The organism is Pseudomonas sp. ASL8 (assembly GCF_056680355.1).
In genome coordinates this window covers 206,522-225,972 of the sequence record NZ_CM155278.1, presented here as the reverse complement: position 1 = coordinate 225,972, position 19,451 = coordinate 206,522, and the positions used below count along the sequence as shown (strand labels likewise).

General features: G+C 56.4%; 17 protein-coding genes. 16 read left to right on the top strand and 1 reads right to left on the bottom strand.

Translation table 11 applies throughout. From position 1 onward, the window contains the following. Nucleotides 1-9: 9 nt before the first annotated feature. Nucleotides 10-807: a type I methionyl aminopeptidase gene (map, locus tag AC1MEA_RS01095; RefSeq protein WP_480916389.1), complete on the bottom strand. Its 798-nt coding sequence runs from the start codon at nt 805-807 to the stop codon at nt 10-12. Between the two features lie 320 nt (nt 808-1,127). On the opposite strand from map, the gene rpsB reads away from it, so the two are divergent. The 16 genes from rpsB to dnaE all read left to right on the top strand — a co-directional run bounded on the left by rpsB (nt 1,128) and on the right by dnaE (nt 19,406). After that, on the top strand, nt 1,128-1,871 hold the full coding sequence (rpsB, locus tag AC1MEA_RS01090; RefSeq protein WP_219061233.1) for a 30S ribosomal protein S2: 744 nt from the start codon (nt 1,128-1,130) through the stop codon (nt 1,869-1,871). A gap of 185 nt (nt 1,872-2,056) precedes the next feature. Beyond that, the gene (gene tsf / locus AC1MEA_RS01085) at nt 2,057-2,926 is read left to right on the top strand and encodes a translation elongation factor Ts (RefSeq protein ID WP_219061234.1); all 870 of its coding nucleotides are present in this window, start codon (nt 2,057-2,059) and stop codon (nt 2,924-2,926) included. 203 nt (nt 2,927-3,129) lie between these two features. Next, complete coding sequence (gene pyrH, locus AC1MEA_RS01080) at nt 3,130-3,873, top strand: UMP kinase (RefSeq protein ID WP_219061235.1); 744 nt, start codon at nt 3,130-3,132, stop codon at nt 3,871-3,873. Then, nucleotides 3,870-4,427 carry a ribosome recycling factor gene (frr, locus tag AC1MEA_RS01075; RefSeq protein WP_219061236.1) on the top strand — a complete coding sequence of 186 codons (558 nt, stop codon included), beginning with the start codon at nt 3,870-3,872 and terminating at the stop codon, nt 4,425-4,427. The genes pyrH and frr overlap by 4 nt, the downstream gene beginning before the upstream one ends. Before the next feature lie 15 nt (nt 4,428-4,442). Next, entirely contained in the window at nt 4,443-5,198 is a 756-nt protein-coding gene (gene uppS / locus AC1MEA_RS01070) for a polyprenyl diphosphate synthase (RefSeq protein WP_480916388.1), read from the top strand. Next, nucleotides 5,198-6,013, top strand: coding sequence for a phosphatidate cytidylyltransferase (locus AC1MEA_RS01065; protein WP_480916387.1), 816 nt, complete (start codon nt 5,198-5,200; stop codon nt 6,011-6,013). Before uppS ends, AC1MEA_RS01065 begins: the two co-directional genes overlap by 1 nt. Continuing rightward, nucleotides 6,010-7,200 carry a 1-deoxy-D-xylulose-5-phosphate reductoisomerase gene (gene ispC, locus AC1MEA_RS01060; protein ID WP_480916386.1) on the top strand — a complete coding sequence of 397 codons (1,191 nt, stop codon included), beginning with the start codon at nt 6,010-6,012 and terminating at the stop codon, nt 7,198-7,200. Before AC1MEA_RS01065 ends, ispC begins: the two co-directional genes overlap by 4 nt. A 92-nt stretch (nt 7,201-7,292) precedes the next feature. Further along, nucleotides 7,293-8,645 (top strand): sigma E protease regulator RseP, encoded by a 1,353-nt coding sequence (gene rseP, locus AC1MEA_RS01055; protein WP_219061240.1) that lies wholly within the window; start codon nt 7,293-7,295, stop codon nt 8,643-8,645. Between the two features lie 74 nt (nt 8,646-8,719). Continuing rightward, complete coding sequence (bamA, locus tag AC1MEA_RS01050) at nt 8,720-11,092, top strand: outer membrane protein assembly factor BamA (RefSeq protein WP_480916385.1); 2,373 nt, start codon at nt 8,720-8,722, stop codon at nt 11,090-11,092. Nucleotides 11,093-11,137: 45 nt separating this feature from the next. Then, nucleotides 11,138-11,641 carry an OmpH/Skp family outer membrane protein gene (locus AC1MEA_RS01045; RefSeq protein WP_219061242.1) on the top strand — a complete coding sequence of 168 codons (504 nt, stop codon included), beginning with the start codon at nt 11,138-11,140 and terminating at the stop codon, nt 11,639-11,641. A 2-nt stretch (nt 11,642-11,643) separates the two neighbouring features. Beyond that, nucleotides 11,644-12,699: a UDP-3-O-(3-hydroxymyristoyl)glucosamine N-acyltransferase gene (lpxD, locus tag AC1MEA_RS01040; RefSeq protein ID WP_480916384.1), complete on the top strand. Its 1,056-nt coding sequence runs from the start codon at nt 11,644-11,646 to the stop codon at nt 12,697-12,699. Between the two features lie 113 nt (nt 12,700-12,812). After that, nucleotides 12,813-13,253 (top strand): 3-hydroxyacyl-ACP dehydratase FabZ, encoded by a 441-nt coding sequence (gene fabZ / locus AC1MEA_RS01035; protein WP_219061244.1) that lies wholly within the window; start codon nt 12,813-12,815, stop codon nt 13,251-13,253. Then, nucleotides 13,250-14,026: an acyl-ACP--UDP-N-acetylglucosamine O-acyltransferase gene (gene lpxA / locus AC1MEA_RS01030; protein WP_219061245.1), complete on the top strand. Its 777-nt coding sequence runs from the start codon at nt 13,250-13,252 to the stop codon at nt 14,024-14,026. Before fabZ ends, lpxA begins: the two co-directional genes overlap by 4 nt. Then, nucleotides 14,026-15,165, top strand: a complete 1,140-nt coding sequence (lpxB, locus tag AC1MEA_RS01025) for a lipid-A-disaccharide synthase (RefSeq protein ID WP_449632902.1) — start codon at nt 14,026-14,028, stop codon at nt 15,163-15,165. Before lpxA ends, lpxB begins: the two co-directional genes overlap by 1 nt. Nucleotides 15,166-15,176: 11 nt before the next feature. Continuing rightward, nucleotides 15,177-15,785: a ribonuclease HII gene (rnhB, locus tag AC1MEA_RS01020; RefSeq protein WP_480916383.1), complete on the top strand. Its 609-nt coding sequence runs from the start codon at nt 15,177-15,179 to the stop codon at nt 15,783-15,785. A 99-nt stretch (nt 15,786-15,884) separates the two neighbouring features. Then, entirely contained in the window at nt 15,885-19,406 is a 3,522-nt protein-coding gene (gene dnaE, locus AC1MEA_RS01015; protein WP_480916382.1) for a DNA polymerase III subunit alpha, read from the top strand. Nucleotides 19,407-19,451: the final 45 nt, after the last annotated feature.

Genomic DNA, 19,451 nt, shown 5'->3' with positions numbered 1-19,451 from the left:
CGACGTGGTTTATACCGACGCGCTTACTGCTGATGTGCGGGCAATGGTGTCGTCGCTGCGCAGGGTAAAGATTTCATACCCGTCTGCCGTGACCAGAATCGTATGTTCCCACTGGGCGGACAACTTGCGATCCTTGGTGATCGCGGTCCAGCCATCGCCCAGCAAACGGGTTTCGGCACGGCCCTGGTTGATCATGGGCTCAATGGTGAAGGTCATGCCTTCCTTGAGCTCCATGCCTGTGCCCGCACGGCCATAGTGCAGCACTTGCGGTTCTTCGTGGAAGACCTTGCCAATGCCGTGACCGCAGTATTCGCGCACCACGGAAAAACCATTCTTTTCGGCGTGTTTCTGGATCACTTCGCCGATATCGCCAAGGCGAGCGCCCGGGCGAACCAGCTCTATGCCTTTGTACATGCACTCTTGGGTGATCTTCGACAGACGCTCAGCCCACTCTGGCACTTTGCCAACATGGAACATCTTGCTGGTGTCGCCGTGGTAGCCGTCCTTGATCACCGTGACGTCGATGTTCAGGACATCGCCATCCCTAAGCGGCTTCTCGTTTGGAATGCCGTGGCACACCACGTGGTTGATCGAGGTGCAGATCGACTTGGGGAAGCCCTTGTAGTTCAGCGGGGCCGGAATCGCTTTCTGCTCATTGACGATGAAGTCATGGCATATACGGTCCAGCTCGTCCGTGGTCACGCCAGGCTTGACGTAAGCGCCGATCATTTCCAGCACGTCGGCAGCCAGGCGGCCGGCGATGCGCATTTTCTCGATGTCCTCGGGGGTTTTGATGGTGACAGTCATAAAATTCTCTCGGCGCGGTGTGGCGCGGCTAAACACTTAAAACGCGATTCTAACAGACCGTCAGGCCGTGGGTGATCATCGCTTTATAGATGCGCGACGTGGCCCTGCGCGTGCGGCGCAAAAGGACGTTTACGGCGGTGCTTATTTCGTGTTCCGTTATCCGGCCTTTTATGGTATAAAATGCGCCGCTTTCCGGGGTATGCCCCAGAAGCTTAAACCCACACACGTGTCGACACGATGACCTGGGTGCCCTCAGCTTGAAGCTGTTGGTTGGTCATTGGGATACGTGGAGGCCTAACCCGACTTATCAAGGAACTATCATGTCCCAAGTCAACATGCGCGATATGCTGAAAGCCGGTGTCCACTTCGGTCACCAAACCCGTTACTGGAACCCGAAAATGGGTAAATACATTTTCGGCGCACGTAACAAGATCCACATCATCAACCTTGAAAAAACCTTGCCTATGTTCAACGAAGCTCTGGCTTTCGTTGAGAAACTGGCTTCGGGCAAAAACAAGATTCTGTTTGTTGGCACCAAGCGTTCCGCTGGCAAAATCGTCGCTGAAGAAGCTGCACGTTGCGGCTCGCCTTACGTCGATCACCGCTGGTTGGGCGGCATGCTGACCAACTTCAAAACCATCCGTGCCTCCATCAAGCGTCTGCGCGAGCTTGAAATTCAGGCAGAAGACGGCACTTTCACCAAGCTGACCAAGAAAGAGGCGCTGATGCGCACTCGCGATCTGGAAAAGCTGGATCGTAGCCTGGGTGGTATCAAGGACATGGGCGGTCTTCCTGACGCACTGTTCGTTATCGACGTTGATCACGAGCGCATCGCGATCACCGAAGCTAACAAGCTGGGTATTCCGGTTATCGGCGTAGTCGATACCAACAGCAGCCCGGAAGGCGTTGACTACATCATCCCAGGCAACGATGACGCCATTCGCGCCATCCAGCTGTACATGGGTTCGATGGCAGACGCTGTTATCCGTGGCCGCAACAACGCTAACGGCGGCACTGACGTGTTCGTCGAAGAAGCTCCAGCCGCTGCAGTCGTTGAAGGCTGAGTAGCAAACGCCTAGCGTTTACTCAGTACGCAAAAAGGGGGCCTGGCCCCCTTTTTGCCCCCTCGGAAACCACATGTTGGCGCAGCCTTGCAGTCATGTGCCGCAGCCAGCAGCGGTTTTCAAGAATTTGAACGCCCGTTCGGTCGGGTGGAATGGTTTTAAGACCTATCCAAGAGGAATTTGAAATGGCAGAAATTACTGCAGCGTTGGTCAAAGAACTGCGTGAGCGCACTGGCGAAGGCATGATGGATTGCAAAAAGGCCTTGACCAAGGCTGACGGCGACATCGAAAAAGCAATCGACGATATGCGCGCCTCCGGTGCCATCAAAGCCGCCAAGAAAGCAGGCAACGTTGCTGCTGAAGGCGCCATTGCTGTCAAGGTTGCCGAAGATGGCAAAAGTGCAGTGATCCTCGAAGTCAACTCGCAGACCGACTTCCTGGCTCTGCAGGACGACTTCAAAGAATTCGTGAACGGCAGCCTTGAAAAAGCGTTTGCTGAAAAACTGACCGACGCAGCTCCGCTGATCGCCGCTCAGGAATTGGCACGTGAAGCGTTGATCGCGAAAGTTGGCGAAAACGTCAACATCCGTCGCCTGGCTCGCGTTGAAGGTGACGTGGTCAATGCTTACCTGCACGGTAACAAGATCGGTGTTGTTGTTGTCCTGAAAGGCGGTGACGCTGACCTGGCCAAAGACATCGCCATGCACGTTGCTGCCAGCAACCCTGAATTCCTGCTGCCTTCGGAAGTTTCCGCAGAAGCCGTAGAACGCGAAAAAGCCGTGTTCGTAAGCCTCAACGAAGACAAGATCAAGGGCAAGCCAGCCGAAATCGTTGAAAAAATGGTTGCCGGTCGCATTCAGAAGTTCCTGGCTGAAGCAAGTTTGGTCGAGCAAGCGTTCGTCAAGAACCCGGAAATCAAGGTCGGTGAACTGGCCAAGAAAGCCGGCGCTGAAATCGTTTCCTTCACTCGCTTCCAGGTAGGCGAAGGCATCGAGAAGCCAGTTGACAACTTCGCTGAAGAAGTTGCCGCACAAGTGGCTGCAAGCAAGCAATAAGACGGTTTTACACTGTCGCCCCGAAGAGGCTGCCCGCTCACGCGAGCGGCCTCTTCGTCAAATAGGTAAAAGGAATTTGTTTTCCTTGGGGAAGTGGCTTACAAGGCTGCATCCCCCGACGGTGTCGTACCGTCAGCTAGAGTAGTCGCAGGCTGAAAACAGCTCGCACAGAATTTTTTTAAACGCCGCAGGAGAGATTCGCAATGGCTCAGCAGGGCAGTGGTTATCAGGCTCGCTATAAACGCATTCTACTCAAGCTTAGCGGCGAGGCCCTGATGGGCTCCGAAGAGTTCGGCATTGACCCGAAAGTCCTGGACCGCATGGCCCTTGAAGTCGGCCAGTTGGTCGGTATCGGGGTTCAGGTCGGGCTGGTTATTGGTGGTGGCAATCTGTTCCGTGGGGCGGCCTTGAGTGCTGCCGGTATGGATCGGGTGACAGGCGATCATATGGGCATGCTGGCCACTGTGATGAACGCTCTGGCCATGCGTGATGCGCTGGAACGGGCTAACATTCCGGCTATCGTGATGTCGGCCATTTCCATGGTGGGCGTGACCGATCATTACGATCGTCGCAAAGCCATGCGTCATCTCAACGCCAAGGATGTAGTGATTTTCGCTGCTGGCACTGGCAACCCGTTCTTCACCACCGATTCGGCCGCGTGCCTGCGAGGGATCGAAATCGATGCCGACGTAGTGCTTAAAGCGACCAAGGTCGATGGTGTGTACACCGCAGACCCATTCAAAGACCCGCATGCCGAGAAGTTCGATCATCTGACGTACGATGAAGTCCTGGATCGCAAGCTGGGCGTGATGGACCTGACCGCTATCTGTCTGTGCCGCGATCATAAAATGCCGCTGCGCGTCTTTAATATGAACAAGCCCGGCGCCCTGCTGAATATCGTACATGGCGGCGCTGAAGGAACCCTGATCGAGGAAGGCGAACAATGATCAACGAAATCAAGAAAGACGCTCAAACGCGTATGCAGAAAACTCTGGAATCCCTGGCCCACGCATTCAGCCGAATTCGTACGGGTCAGGCCCATCCAAGCATTCTGGGTGGTGTGATGGTGCCTTATTACGGCTCCGACACCCCTCTGAATCAGGTTGCGAACGTGACCGTCAAGGACTCGCGCACCCTGCAGGTCGTGGCATTCGAGCGCAATATGCTTGGGGCCGTCGACAAGGCTATTCAGAGCTCCGGTCTAGGCTTCAACCCGACGAACCTGGGCGAGCTGCTGCTTATCTCGATGCCTGCTTTGACTGAAGAGACCCGTAAGGGCTTCACCAAACAAGCTCGTGATGCTGCGGAAGATGCTCGTGTGGCTGTTCGTAACATCCGTCGCGATGCGTTGAGCCAGTTCAAGGATCTGATCAAAGAGAAAGAAATCAGCGAAGACGAAGAGCGTCGCGCTGCCGATGATATCCAGAAGCTGACGGATAAGTTCGTGGCGGATATCGAAACGGCAGTGAAGCAAAAAGAAGCGGATCTGATGGCTGTATAAAGGGCCAGGGCGTTTATGGACAAGACCAAGCAGGCGGCACCGTCATCGGTACCGCGCCATGTCGCAATCATCATGGATGGTAATAACCGCTGGGCGAAAAAACGTCTTTTGCCCGGTGTCGCCGGGCATAAAGCAGGCGTGGATGCTGTTCGTGCGGTCATTGAGGTGTGCGCTGAAGCGAAGGTCGAGGTATTGACCCTGTTCGCTTTTTCCAGTGAAAACTGGCAGCGCCCGGCTGAGGAAGTCGGCGCCTTGATGGAGTTGTTTTTCACGGCTCTGCGCCGTGAGACCCGGCGTCTGAACGATAACGCGATCAGCTTGCGGATCATTGGTGACCGTTCACGGTTTCATCCTGAGCTGCAGGCTGCCATGCGTGAAGCGGAAGAGCGGACGGCCGGCCCTGGTCGATTCGTGCTGCAGATCGCCGCCAACTACGGTGGGCAATGGGATATCGCCCAGGCTGCCCAGCATTTGGCTCGCGAGGTTCAGGCCGGGCGTCTGCGTCCGGAGGAAATCACTCCTGAGTTGTTGCAGACATGCCTGGCAACCGGTGATCTGCCATTGCCGGACTTGTGCATTCGCACTGGCGGCGAGCATCGCGTCAGTAACTTCCTGCTTTGGCAGCTTGCCTACGCCGAATTGTACTTTTCCGACCTTTTCTGGCCGGACTTCAAACACGATGCCATGCGCACTGCGCTGGCAGATTTCGCTTCCCGCCAACGTCGCTTCGGTAAAACGAGCGAACAGGTAGAAGCTGGAGCCCGGGCTTAATGCTGAAACAACGAATCATCACCGCACTGATCATGCTGCCGATCGCCTTATGCGGTTTTTTTCTGCTCGAAGGTGCAAGTTTTGCCTTGTTTATTGGCGTAGTGGTGACTTTGGGTGCCTGGGAGTGGGCGCGTCTGGCGGGTTTTACTGCCCAGCCTGCACGGGTTGCCTATGCTGCGCTGGTCGCTGTCTTGTTGCTGCTGATGCACCTGCTGCCAGCTCTGGCGCCCTGGGTTTTAGGTGCTGCGGCGCTGTGGTGGCTGGCGGCAACTTTCCTGGTGCTGACCTACCCGGATACCAGTGCTCACTGGTCTGGACCTGCCTGTAAGCTGGTGATCGGTCTGTTGGTTCTGTTGCCCGCGTGGCAGGGATTGGTTCTGATCAAGCAATGGCCTCTGGGCAATGGGTTGATCCTTGCAGTCATGGTGTTGGTTTGGGGTGCCGATATCGGCGCTTATTTCTCAGGGAAGGCTTTTGGCAAGCGCAAGCTTGCGCCCAAGGTCAGTCCGGGCAAAAGCTGGGAAGGCGTGTTCGGTGGTTTGATCGCCAGCCTGTTGATCACCGCCATTGTCGGAATGGTTCGCGGCTGGTCGGGCTCGCAACTCCTCATGGGTTTACTGGGCGCCGCAATCGTGGTGTTGATCTCGGTCGTCGGTGATTTGACTGAAAGCATGTTCAAGCGTCAGGCCGGCATCAAGGACAGCAGTAATCTACTGCCGGGCCATGGTGGTGTGCTGGACCGTATAGACAGCTTGACTGCTGCCATCCCTGTCTTTGCAGTACTGCTCTGGGCTGCCAGTTGGGGAACGCTGTGAGTAAGCCTCAACAAATAACGGTCCTGGGCGCTACTGGCTCCGTTGGACTGAGTACGCTTGACGTCATCGCTCGCCACCCTGAGCGGTATCAGGTTTTTGCGCTCACCGGATTCAGTCGCTTGAAAGAGTTGCTGGCGCTGTGTGTGCGTCACTCCCCCCGGTTTGCCGTGGTGCCTGACATTGATGTCGCCCGCGGTCTGCAAGATGATCTGGCGGCTGCCGGCCTTGATACGCGGGTGCTGGTAGGTGAGCGCGGCTTGTGTGAAGTCTCGGCTCATCCTCAGGTCGATACCGTATTGGCGGCGATCGTTGGCGGGGCAGGGCTTCGTCCTACCCTGGCGGCTGTCGAGGCGGGCAAGAAGGTACTGCTGGCCAATAAAGAAGCGCTGGTGATGTCCGGTGCGTTGTTTATGCAGGCTGTGCAGCGTAGCGGTGCCGTGCTGCTGCCGATCGACAGCGAGCACAACGCGATCTTCCAGTGCTTGCCCAATGACTATACCGGTGGCCTGGGCTCGGTCGGGGTGCGCCGCATTCTGTTGACTGCTTCGGGCGGTCCGTTTCGTGAAACGCCCTTGTCCGAATTGATGTATGTCTCTCCAGAACAGGCGTGCGCTCATCCTAATTGGTCGATGGGGCGCAAGATTTCTGTAGACTCCGCCAGCATGATGAATAAAGGGCTCGAATTGATCGAAGCCTGCTGGCTGTTCGACGCGCGTCCCGATCAGGTTGAAGTGGTTATTCATCCGCAGAGCGTGATCCACTCCATGGTCGATTATGTGGATGGTTCGGTGTTGGCTCAACTGGGTAATCCGGATATGCGTACACCGATTGCTCATGCGCTGGCCTGGCCAGATCGGATTGACTCGGGTGTCGCGCCGCTGGACCTGTTCAGTATTGCGCGCCTGGATTTCCAGGCCCCGGATGAGCAGCGGTTTCCATGCCTGCGTCTGGCACGGCAGGCAGCAGAGGCGGGTAACAGCGCGCCAGCGATGCTCAACGCAGCCAATGAGGTGGCCGTTGCAGCGTTTCTTGAACGGCGCATCCGCTATCCAGAGATCGCGAGTATCATTGATGAGGTTTTGAACCTTGAGCCCGTCGTTGCAGTGCAGGAACTCGACGCTGTATTCGAGATAGATTCAAAAGCGCGCGGTTTGGCTGAGCAATGGCTCGGTCGCAACGGGCGGTAATAGCGGTAGATCAGACGGCGCAGGCGATTGTGGTGGTGTGAAACCCATACAAGGCTTTCACACTGTACAAGGCAGGTACCCGGAGAAAGTTGATGAGCGCGCTCTATATGATTGTCGGCACCTTGGTGGCATTGGGTGTGCTGGTGACCTTTCACGAATTTGGCCACTTTTGGGTGGCTCGGCGTTGTGGCGTCAAAGTTTTGCGTTTCTCGGTGGGTTTCGGCATGCCGCTGCTTCGCTGGCATGATCGCAAAGGCACTGAATACGTGATCGCAGCCATTCCATTGGGTGGTTACGTGAAGATGCTCGACGAGCGGGAAGGCGAGGTACCGGCCGATCAGCTGGATCAGACCTTCAACCGTAAGACTGTGTATCAACGTATTGCAATCGTGATTGCCGGTCCGGTCGCCAATTTCTTGCTGGCTATCGTCTTTTTCTGGTTCCTGGCAATGCTCGGCAGTCAGCAGGTGCGTCCTGTGATTGGCGCGGTTGAGTCAGGCAGCATCGCCGACAAAGGTGGCTTGAGCGCAGGGCAAGAGATCGTCTCCGTTGACGGTGAGCCGACATCGGGCTGGGCAGCAGTGAACTTGCAGCTGGTACGGCGTCTGGGCGAGAGCGGTACCGTTGCTCTCAGCGTGCGTGATCAGGGTTCGACGGTCGATTCCCCTCGTGAGTTGGCGCTGGATAAGTGGCTCAAGGGTGCTGATGAGCCCGACCCGATACGTTCGCTGGGTATTCGCCCATGGCGTCCGGCTTTGCCGCCGGTGCTGGCCGAGCTCGATCCAAAAGGCCCGGCGCAAGCTGCAGGCCTGAAGACAGGTGATCGGCTTGTGGCGCTCGACGGTCAAGCATTGAGCGATTGGCAGCAGGTCGTCGACGCTGTCCGTCTGCGACCCGATGCAAAAATTTCTTTGCGTATCGAGCGTGAGGGCGCTCAGCTTGATGTGCCGTTGACGCTGGCGGTACGAGGTGAGGGAAAAACTGCGACCGGTTATCTGGGCGCAGGGGTCAAAGGTATCGATTGGCCACCTGAGATGTTACGAGAGGTTAGCTTCGGGCCTATAGCCGCCGTGGGGGAGGGCGCCAGGCGCACTTGGACCATGAGTGTGCTGACCTTTGATTCACTCAAGAAAATGTTGTTCGGCGAGCTCTCTGTAAAAAACTTGAGCGGACCGATAACCATTGCTAAAGTGGCGGGCGCTTCGGCCCAGTCAGGGGTAGGTGACTTCCTGAATTTCCTCGCTTATCTGAGTATTAGCCTGGGTGTTCTCAATTTGTTGCCCATTCCAGTATTGGATGGGGGACATCTGTTGTTCTACCTGATTGAGTGGGCGCGGGGTCGTCCGCTCTCGGATCGGGTGCAAGGTTGGGGGATTCAGATCGGTATTAGCTTAGTGGTCGGGGTGATGTTGCTTGCCTTGATCAACGATCTGGGTCGACTGTAAAGCTTCGCTGAATTGCGAATTTGCCGCATTTTGCGGCAATTTGTTTATTGCCAGTTGGAATAAGAAAGGACTTCATGAAACGTCTGCTGCTAACTGCGGTTCTCGCCGTACTGATGATCGCCGAAGTTCACGCTGAGTCCTTCACTATCTCCGATATCCGTGTCAATGGCCTCCAGCGGGTATCCGCGGGCAGCGTCTTTGGTGCCTTGCCGTTGAATGTCGGCGAGTCTGCGGATGATCGTCGCCTGGTGGATGCCACTCGTGCGTTGTTCAAAACCGGGTTCTTTCAAGATATCCAGCTAGGCCGCGATGGCAATGTCCTGGTCATTACTGTAGTCGAACGGCCCTCTGTCGCGAGCATCGACATTGAAGGCAACAAGGCGATCAGCACCGAAGACCTGATGAAGGGGCTCAAGCAGTCAGGTCTGTCTGAAGGTGAGATCTTTCAGCGTGCGACCCTTGAAGGCGTGCGTAACGAGCTGCAACGTCAATACGTTGCGCAAGGTCGTTATTCGGCTGACGTCGCCACCGAGGTTGTGCCGCAGCCGCGGAACCGCGTCGGTCTGAAGATCAACATCAATGAAGGCACGGTTGCCGCTATCCAGCACATCAACGTGGTGGGTAACAGCGTCTTCCCTGATGAAGACCTGATCGGTCTGTTCGAACTCAAGACCACCAACTGGCTGTCATTCTTCAAGAACGACGACAAGTACGCCCGGGAAAAACTCTCCGGCGACCTGGAACGTCTGCGTTCTTACTACCTCGATCGCGGCTATATCAACATGGATATCGCCTCGACCCAGGTATCAATCACGCCTGACAAGAAAAACGTTTACATCACGGTCAACGTGAATGAAGGCGAGAAGTACAGCGTCAAGTCGGTCAAGCTGAGCGGCGATTTGAAAGTACCCGAAGACCAGGTCAAGGCCCTGTTGCTGGTCAAGCCCGGTCAAGTGTTCTCGCGCAAAGTCATGACCACTACGTCTGAGCTGATCACTCGTCGCCTGGGTAACGAAGGCTATACCTTCGCCAACGTCAACGGCGTTCCGACCCCGAACAATGAAGATCACACGGTCGACATTACTTTTGTGGTCGATCCGGGCAAGCGTGCTTACGTCAACCGCATCAACTTCCGCGGCAACACCAAGTCTGCCGATGAAGTGCTGCGTCGTGAAATGCGTCAGATGGAAGGTGGATGGGCTTCGACCTATCTGATCGACCAATCGAAAACCCGTCTTGAGCGTCTCGGCTTCTTTAAAGAAGTGAACGTCGAAACGCCTGCGGTACCGGGCACCGACGATCAGGTTGACGTCAATTACGCCGTTGAAGAACAAGCGTCCGGTTCGATCACCGCCAGCGTCGGTTTCGCCCAGAGTGCGGGCCTGATCCTCGGTGGCTCGATCAGCCAGAACAACTTCCTCGGTACCGGTAACAAGGTCAGCATTGGCCTGACTCGCAGCCAATACCAGAGCCGATACAACTTTGGCTTTGTCGACCCCTACTGGACTGCCGATGGCGTGAGCCTGGGTTACAACGCGTTCTATCGCACCACTGACTACAAAGACCTCAACGTCGATGTGGCCAGCTATGCCGTAGACAGCTTGGGCGCGGGTGTGAGCGTCGGTTACCCGATCAACGAAACCTCGCGTTTGACCTTCGGCCTTACCGTTCAGCAGGACGAAATCAAGACCGGCGTTTACACGGTCGATGAGATTTTTGACTTCGTTAATCAAGAAGGCAATAAGTACCTTAACTTCAAGGCTTCGGCCGGTTGGTCCGAGTCGACGCTGAACAAAGGTGTGCTGGCCACGCGTGGGCATTCCCAGAGCCTGGTATTGGAAACCACTACGCCGGGCAGCGACCTGTCGTTCTTCAAGCTTGATTACCGCGGTCAGTATTTCCACCCGGTGACCGATAATTACACCCTGCGTCTGCACACCGAGTTGGGTTATGGCGATGGTTATGGGTCAACGACAGGCCTGCCGTTCTACGAGAACTACTATGCCGGCGGTTTCAACTCGGTTCGTGGCTTCAAGGACAGCACCCTGGGTCCGCGCAGTACCCCGAGTAAAGGTACTAACCCAGGCACGTCGTTAGACCCGGATCAGAACCCGTTGCCGTTCGGTGGTAACGTACTGCTTCAGGGTGGTGTCGAACTGATGTTCCCGCTGCCATTCATCAAAGATCAACGCTCACTGCGGACCTCTGTGTTCTGGGACGTCGGTAACGTATTCGACAGCAATTGTGATTCGAACAAAGTCACAGCAAATGGCGAAAAAGTTACGTGCAACAATATCGACCTTTCTGGATTGGCAAGCTCTGTGGGTGTCGGCGTGACGTGGGTTACGGCACTGGGTCCGTTGAGTTTTGCCGTGGCTATGCCGGTCAAAAAACCGGACAATGCGGAAACCCAAATATTCCAATTCTCTCTCGGTCAGACCTTCTAATCGTCTGATCACCGATAACGACAACGGATTTTGTAGGAGTGCATCGTGCGTAAGTTGACTCAGCTGGTTATCTTGGCCACGGCCCTGATAGCGACCCCAGCATTTGCTGAAATGAAAATTGCAGTGCTGAACTATCAAATGGCACTGCTCGAATCAGACGCTGCCAAGAAATATGCCGTGGATGCCGAGAAGAAATTCGGCCCACAATTGACCAAGCTGAAAAGCCTTGAAAGCAGTGCCAAGGGTATTCAGGATCGTCTGGTCAGCGGTGGCGACAAGATGGCGCAACCAGAGCGTGAGCGTCTTGAGCTTGAATTCAAGCAAAAGGCTCGTGACTTCCAGTTCCAGTCCAAGGAGCTGAATGAAGCCAAAGCGGTTGCCGACCGTGAAATGCTCAAGCAGTTGAAGCCAAAACTTGATCAGGCTGTAGAAGAAGTGATCAAAAAAGGCGCGTATGACCTGGTATTCGAGCGTGGCGCTGTCATTGATGTCAAACCTCAGTACGACGTCACTCGCCAAGTGATTGAGCGCATGAATCAGCTGAAGTAATCATGACTGCGACCATCAAACTTGGCCAATTGGCTGAGTTCCTCGGCGCCACGTTACGTGGCGCCGCGGATAAAGAGATTACCGGGCTGGCCACTTTGCAAGAGGCTGGCCCTGGTCAGTTGAGTTTTCTGGCCAATCCGCAGTACCGCAAGTTCCTCGCCGATAGTCATGCTGCTGCCGTGCTGCTGAAGCCAGCGGATGCTGAGAGCTTTGCCGGTGATGCGCTATTAGTGGCTGATCCTTATCTGGCGTACGCGAAAATTTCCCATTTTTTCGACCCCAAGCCCAAGGCCCTGCCTGGGGTGCATCCGTCTGCAGTGATTGCGGCGGACGCTCAGGTTGATGCCACCGCCAGCGTGGGCGCTTTTGCCGTTATCGAAAGCGGTGCCTGTATCGGAGCCGGGGTCACAGTGGGAGCCCATTGTTTTATCGGCGCTCGTTGTGAAATTGGCGAAGGTGGCTGGTTGGCCCCGCGGGTCACGCTTTATCACGATGTACGCATTGGTAAGCGCGTTGTGATTCAGTCGGGAGCCGTGCTCGGCGGTGAAGGTTTCGGTTTCGCCAATGAAAAAGGCGTTTGGCAGAAAATCGCGCAAATCGGTGGTGTTCTGGTCGGTGACGACGTGGAAATCGGCGTCAATACTGCCATCGACCGCGGCGCATTAGCCGACACATTGATCGGCAACGGGGTCAAACTGGATAACCAGATTCAGATCGCGCACAACGTGCAGGTCGGCGATCACACCGCCATGGCGGCGTGTGTCGGTATCTCGGGCAGTACCAAAATTGGTAAGCATTGCACTATTGCCGGCGGTGTCGGCATGGTGGGCCATATAGAAGTGTGTGATGGCGTTTTCGTCACAGGTATGACCATGGTGACCCGCTCGATTACCGAGCGCGGTGCCTACTCTTCGGGGACTGCGATGCAGCCCGCTGCGGAATGGCGCAAAAGTGCGGCGCGTATTCGTCAGTTGGATGACATGGCGCGGCGCCTGCAACAGTTGGAAAAGGTCGTTGAAGCCGTGACCTCAGGCGGTAATGAGTCATCTGATGGCTGATACTCTTTTGATATCAAGCGTGCACAGCCGATAGACTGCCTCCTTGATTTGCAACAGGAGTGCTGCGCCTCAGTCGCGTACTCCCACTCTTTACTACAGGCTTCCCCCCCGAAATGATGGACATCAACGAGATTCGCGAATACCTGCCTCACCGCTACCCATTCTTGTTGGTGGATCGTGTGGTGGATCTGAATGTCGAGAGCAAAAGCATTCGTGCGTACAAGAATGTCAGCATCAATGAGCCTTTTTTCAACGGTCACTTTCCTCAGCATCCAATCATGCCGGGCGTTCTGATCATTGAAGCGATGGCCCAGGCCGCAGGTATCCTCGGTTTTAAAATGCTGGACGTGAAGCCATCCGAAGGCACGCTTTACTACTTTGTAGGTTCAGACAAACTGCGCTTTCGTCAGCCGGTGCTGCCGGGTGACCAGTTGATCCTTGAAGCTAAATTCATCAGCTGCAAGCGTCAGATCTGGAAATTCGAATGTCAGGCTTCGGTCGACGGCAAGCCTGTGTGTTCCGCAGAAATTATCTGCGCGGAACGTAAACTATGAGTTTGATTGACCCTCGCGCAATCATCGATCCGACGGCCATCCTGGCCGACAATGTAGAGGTCGGCCCTTGGTCGATCGTCGGACCTGGTGTGGAAATCGGCGAGGGTACAGTCGTTGGGCCGCATGTGATTCTCAGGGGCCCAACGAAGATCGGTAAGCACAACCGCATTTACCAGTTTTCATCGGTAGGCGAGGACACGCCCGATCTCAAGTACAAAGGCGAAGAGACGCGTCTGGTGATCGGTGATCACAACGTTATCCGCGAAGGTGTGACTATCCATCGCGGGACGATTCAGGATCGTGCGGAAACGACCCTGGGTGACCACAACCTGATCATGGCCTACGCCCACATTGGTCACGACAGCGTCATCGGCAATCATTGCATTCTGGTCAACAACACCGCGTTGGCAGGGCATGTGCACGTCAATGATTGGGCGATCCTCTCTGGTTTCACCCTGGTGCATCAGTTCTGCCATATCGGCGCCCACAGCTTTTCAGGCATGGGCACCGCAATTGGCAAGGATGTGCCGGCATTTGTCACCGTTTTTGGTAACCCGGCTGAAGCTCGCAGCATGAACTTCGAAGGCATGCGCCGTCGTGGGTTCAGCGAAGAGACCATCCACGCGCTACGGCGCGCGTACAAGGTGGTTTATCGCCAGGGACTGACCGTCGATCAAGCCATTGCCGAGCTCGCCGAACCTGCTGCGTTGTTCCCTGAGGTCGCTGTGTTCCTTGAGTCGATTCAGGCTTCGACCCGCGGCATCACGCGTTAATGAGCAGGCCACTGCGAATCGCGCTGGTAGCAGGCGAAGCGTCAGGCGATATCCTGGGTGCAGGTTTAATGCGCGCGCTCAAGGTTCGTCATCCCTCTGTCGAGTTTATCGGTGTCGGCGGTCCGCTGATGCAGGCCGAAGGCATGGTTTCCTACTTCCCGATGGAACGCCTGGCGGTCATGGGGCTGGTCGAGGTGCTGGGTCGACTCAAAGAGCTGTTGGCCAAGCGCAAGCAGCTTGTTCAAACGCTTATCGGTGAAAAGCCTGACGTCTTCATCGGTATCGATGCCCCGGACTTCACCCTCAATATCGAACTCAAGCTACGGCGCGCTGGAATCAAGACGGTGCATTACGTCAGTCCGTCGGTCTGGGCCTGGCGGCAAAAACGCGTGCTGAAGATTCGCGAAGGCTGCGACCTGATGCTGACGCTGCTGCCCTTCGAAGCTCGTTTCTACGAAGAGAAAGGCGTACCCGTGCGGTTTGTCGGTCATCCCTTGGCTGACACCATCCCTCTTGAGTCTGATCGCGCTGCGGCGCGAGCAGAACTGGGTCTGGCTGCCGGGCCGCTGGTTGCGCTAATGCCCGGGAGTCGAGGGGGTGAAGTAGGGCGCCTCGGTGGTCTGTTCTTCGACGCAGCGGAACGTCTGATGGCCTTGCGCCCGGGCATTCGCTTCGTGCTGCCATGCGCCAGCCCTGAGCGGCGCGTGCAGATCGAGCAACTGTTGCAAGGGCGCGACGTGCCGGTGCTGCTGCTCGACGGCGGCTCGCACCTGGCGCTGGCGGCGTGCGATGCGGTGTTGATCGCATCCGGCACGGCGACACTTGAAGCTCTGCTGTACAAACGCCCCATGGTCGTTGCCTATCGCTTGGCACCGATTACCTTCTGGATACTCAAGCGTCTGGTGAAAAGCCCTTACGTTTCCTTGCCTAATCTGCTTGCCCAGCGTTTGCTGGTCCCGGAATTGTTGCAGGACGCAGCAACCGCCGAGACCCTCGCGCAAACGCTGTTGCCGCTGCTCGATGGCGGCGAAGCGCAGACTGCAGGCTTCGATGCCATTCACCGGATCTTGCGCCGCGACGCCTCCAATCAGGCCGCCGATGCGGTGCTTGGCCTGCTGGGTCAGTCGCCTTCACAGTGAGTTCGCAATAAATGCAAATGGGTTTGGACTTCAATCTGGTGGAAGACCTGGTTGCCGGCGTCGACGAAGTCGGTCGCGGCCCTCTTTGTGGTGCTGTGGTGACGGCTGCCGTCATCCTCGATCCACGCCGCCCGATCCTCGGCCTCAACGATTCAAAAAAGCTCACCCCGGCTCGCCGCGAGAAACTCTACGACGAGATCTGCGAAAAGGCCCTGTGCTGGTACATCGCCCGGGCTGAAGTGGAAGAAATCGACGAGCTGAATATTCTTCACGCAACCATGCTGGCCATGAAGCGCGCGGTCGAGGGGTTGACCATTACCCCAAAACTGGCCCTGATCGATGGTAATCGCTGCCCGCAATTGTCCGTGCCCAGCGCGTCGGTGATTCAAGGTGATGCCAAAGTTCCGGCAATCGCCGCGGCGTCGATTCTGGCGAAAGTCAGTCGTGACCGAGAAATGGCGGCGTTCGAGCTGATTTATCCTGGCTATGGCATCGGCGGCCACAAGGGTTATCCAACCCCCGTTCATCTGGAAGCGCTGGCGCGTCTCGGGCCGACGCCTATTCATCGGCGTTCGTTTGCCCCGGTGCGGGCCGCGTACGAAGCCCGCGAGCTGCTGTAGCAGATTCCGCTCACGACAGTCTCACTGGGCTGATGTTTTGACCAAGGCCCGGTACACTCCGGGCCTCGGTTTTTTTGTATTTCGCGCTATAGGATCAACATGCCGGCTTCTTTCGTTCATCTACGCCTGCACACTGAATATTCTCTGGTCGATGGTCTGGTCCGGGTCAAACCGTTGGTCAAGACCTTGGCCAGCATGGGTATGCCGGCTGTGGCCGTGACCGATCAGAACAACATGTGTTCGCTGGTCAAGTTCTACAAGGCCGCCATGGGCGGGGGTATCAAGCCTATTTGTGGTGCCGACCTGTGGCTGTCGAACAAGGACGAAGATGCTGCGTTGAGCCGGATCAGTCTGTTGGTGATGAATGCCAAGGGCTACCGCAATCTGACCGAGCTGATTTCTCGTGGCTTCATCGAAGGCCAGCGCAATGGCCAGGTGATTGTCGAGCGGGAATGGGTTGCTGAGGCCAGCGAAGGCTTGATCGCGCTGTCGGCGGCCAAAGAGGGCGAAATCGGCATGGCCCTGCTCGGCGGTAATCCGGGCGAGGCAGATCAGTTGCTGCGTGAATGGATGGCGGTTTTTCCTGACCGTTTCTATCTGGAAGTGCAGCGCACCAACCGCCCGAATGACGAAGAGCACCTGCACGCTGCCGTTGCTCTGGCTGATCGTCTTGGCGCACCGCTGGTGGCGACCAACGATGTCCGGTTTATCAAGCAGGAAGATTTCGAGGCTCACGAAACGCGGGTTTGCATCGGTGAAGGCCGGGCACTGGATGACCCGCGTCGCTCGCATAACTACAGCGATCAGCAGTACCTGAAAAGCGCGGCGCAAATGGCCGAGCTGTTCAGCGACCTGCCCGAGGCGCTGGAAAATACGGTCGAAATTGCCAAGCGCTGCAACATTGATGTGAAGCTGGGCACTCACTTCTTGCCCAACTTTCCGATTCCTGATGGCATGACCATCGATGAATACTTTCGCAAAGTATCTTTCGATGGCCTGGAAGACCGTCTTTCGGTCCTGATGCCCAAGGACACAACCGAGGATTACGATACCAAGCGTCAGGTCTATGTCGATCGGCTGAATTTCGAGCTGGATATCATCATCCAGATGGGCTTCCCCGGTTACTTCCTGATCGTGATGGACTTCATCCAGTGGGCCAAAGCCAATGGCGTGCCGGTGGGTCCTGGCCGTGGGTCGGGTGCTGGCTCGCTGGTGGCTTACGTACAAAAGATCACCGATCTCGACCCCCTGGAATACGACCTGCTGTTCGAACGATTCCTCAATCCGGAACGGGTCTCGATGCCCGACTTCGACGTTGACTTCTGCATGGACGGCCGCGACCGCGTTATCGAGTACGTGGCCGAGAAATATGGTCGTAACGCGGTCAGCCAGATCATTACTTTCGGTTCGATGGCAGCCAAGGCCGTGGTGCGGGACGTTGCCCGGGTTCAAGGCAAGTCCTACGGCCTGGCTGATCGGCTGTCGAAAATGATTCCGTTCGAAGTCGGCATGACGCTGGAGAAAGCCTACGAGCAGGAAGAAATTCTGCGCGACTTCCTCAAGGTCGACGAAGAAGCAGCGGAAATCTGGGAGATGGCCCGCAAGCTCGAGGGTATCGTGCGTAACGTCGGCAAGCACGCCGGCGGCGTGGTGATCGCGCCGACCAAATTGACCGACTTTTCGCCGATCTATTGCGATGAAGCGGGCGATGGCCTGGTGACCCAGTTCGATAAAGATGACGTCGAGGCGGCGGGGCTGGTGAAGTTCGACTTCCTCGGTCTGCGGACCCTGACCATCATTGATTGGGCACTCAAGACCATCAACCGAGAGCGCTCCAAGGTTGACGAAGCGCCGCTGGATATCGCCTTTATCCCGCTGGACGACAAGGCGACCTACAGCCTGCTGCAAAAAGCCGAAACCACCGCCGTGTTCCAGCTCGAGTCGCGCGGCATGAAAGAGCTGATCAAAAAGCTCAAGCCCGACTGTCTGGAGGACTTGATCGCGTTGGTGGCGTTGTTCCGTCCGGGCCCCCTGCAATCGGGCATGGTTGACGACTTTATCAACCGTAAGCACGGTCGTGCCGAGCTGTCTTATCCGCACGTCGATTACCAGTACGAAGGCCTGAAGCCGGTATTGGCACCGACCTACGGCATCATCCTGTATCAAGAACAGGTGATGCAGATTGCTCAGGTCATGGCCGGTTACACCCTTGGTGGTGCGGACATGTTGCGTCGGGCCATGGGTAAGAAAAAACCCGAAGAAATGGCCAAGCAGCGTGGCGGTTTCATCGAAGGCTGTACCAACAACAATATTGACCCGGACCTGTCCGGTAACATCTTCGACCTGGTAGAAAAATTCGCCGGTTATGGCTTCAACAAATCTCACTCGGCGGCTTATGGCCTGGTGTCATACCAGACCGCCTGGCTGAAAACCCACTACCCGGCGCCTTTCATGGCTGCGGTACTGTCGGCGGACATGCACAACACCGACAAGGTCGTGACCTTGATCGAAGAAGTGCGCAACATGAAGTTGCGCCTTGATGCGCCGGATGTGAACACCTCCGAATACAAGTTCACCGTGAGTGAAGACGGCCGGATTCTTTATGGCCTCGGCGCCATCAAGGGGGTCGGCGAGGGACCGGTAGAAGCCATTACCGAGTCGCGTCTGGCTGGGCCGTTCAAGGATTTGTTCGACTTTTGCGCGCGTGTCGACCTCAAACGCATCAACAAACGTACCCTCGATGGCTTGATCCGCAGCGGTGCGCTGGATCGCCTGGGCCCCTATTTTGAAATCGAGCCGAAAGCCTATCAAGCCAACATCGACCGCAATCGCTCGGTACTGCTGGCTGCGCTGGAAGAAGCGATTCAGGCGGCAGAGCAGACCGCTCGCAGTCATGACAGCGGTCACTCCGATCTTTTTGGCGGCTTGTTCGTCGAAGAGGACGCCGACGTCTACGCCAACCATCGCAAGGCCAAAGAGCTGAGCCTTAAAGAGCGGTTACGTGGTGAGAAAGAAACCCTGGGCTTGTACCTCACCGGGCATCCTATCGACGAATATGAAGGCGAAATTCGCCGTTTCGCTCGTCAACGCATCATCGACCTGAAGCCGGCGCGAGACACGCAGACGGTTGCCGGTATGATCATTGCGTTGCGCGTCATGAAGAACAAAAAAGGCGACAAGATGGGCTTCATCACCCTCGATGACCGCTCTGGACGAATCGAGGCCTCACTGTTTGCCGAAGCGTTCCATTCGGCACAGTCGCTGTTGCAGACCGATGCGATGGTGGTGGTCGAAGGTGAGGTCAGCAATGATGACTTCTCCGGCGGCCTGCGTTTGCGTGCGAAACGGGTGATGAGCCTGGAAGATGCGCGAACCAATCTCGCCGAAAGCCTGCGTTTGAAGGTGCATGCCGATGCGCTCAAGGGCGATCGCCTGCGTTGGTTGGGCGATTTGTGCAAGCGCCATCGCGGCGCCTGTCCGATTACCGTGGACTACACCGGGGTGGATGCCAAGGCTTTGCTGCAGTTTGGCGAGGGGTGGCGAATCGATCCGGCGGACAGCTTGATTCAAGCACTGCGTGACCAGTTCGGGCGTGAGAACGTCTTCCTGCAATACCGTTGATAGCACGGGGCCTGTTAATCCAGCCTGCGTTCAACCATAATTTTT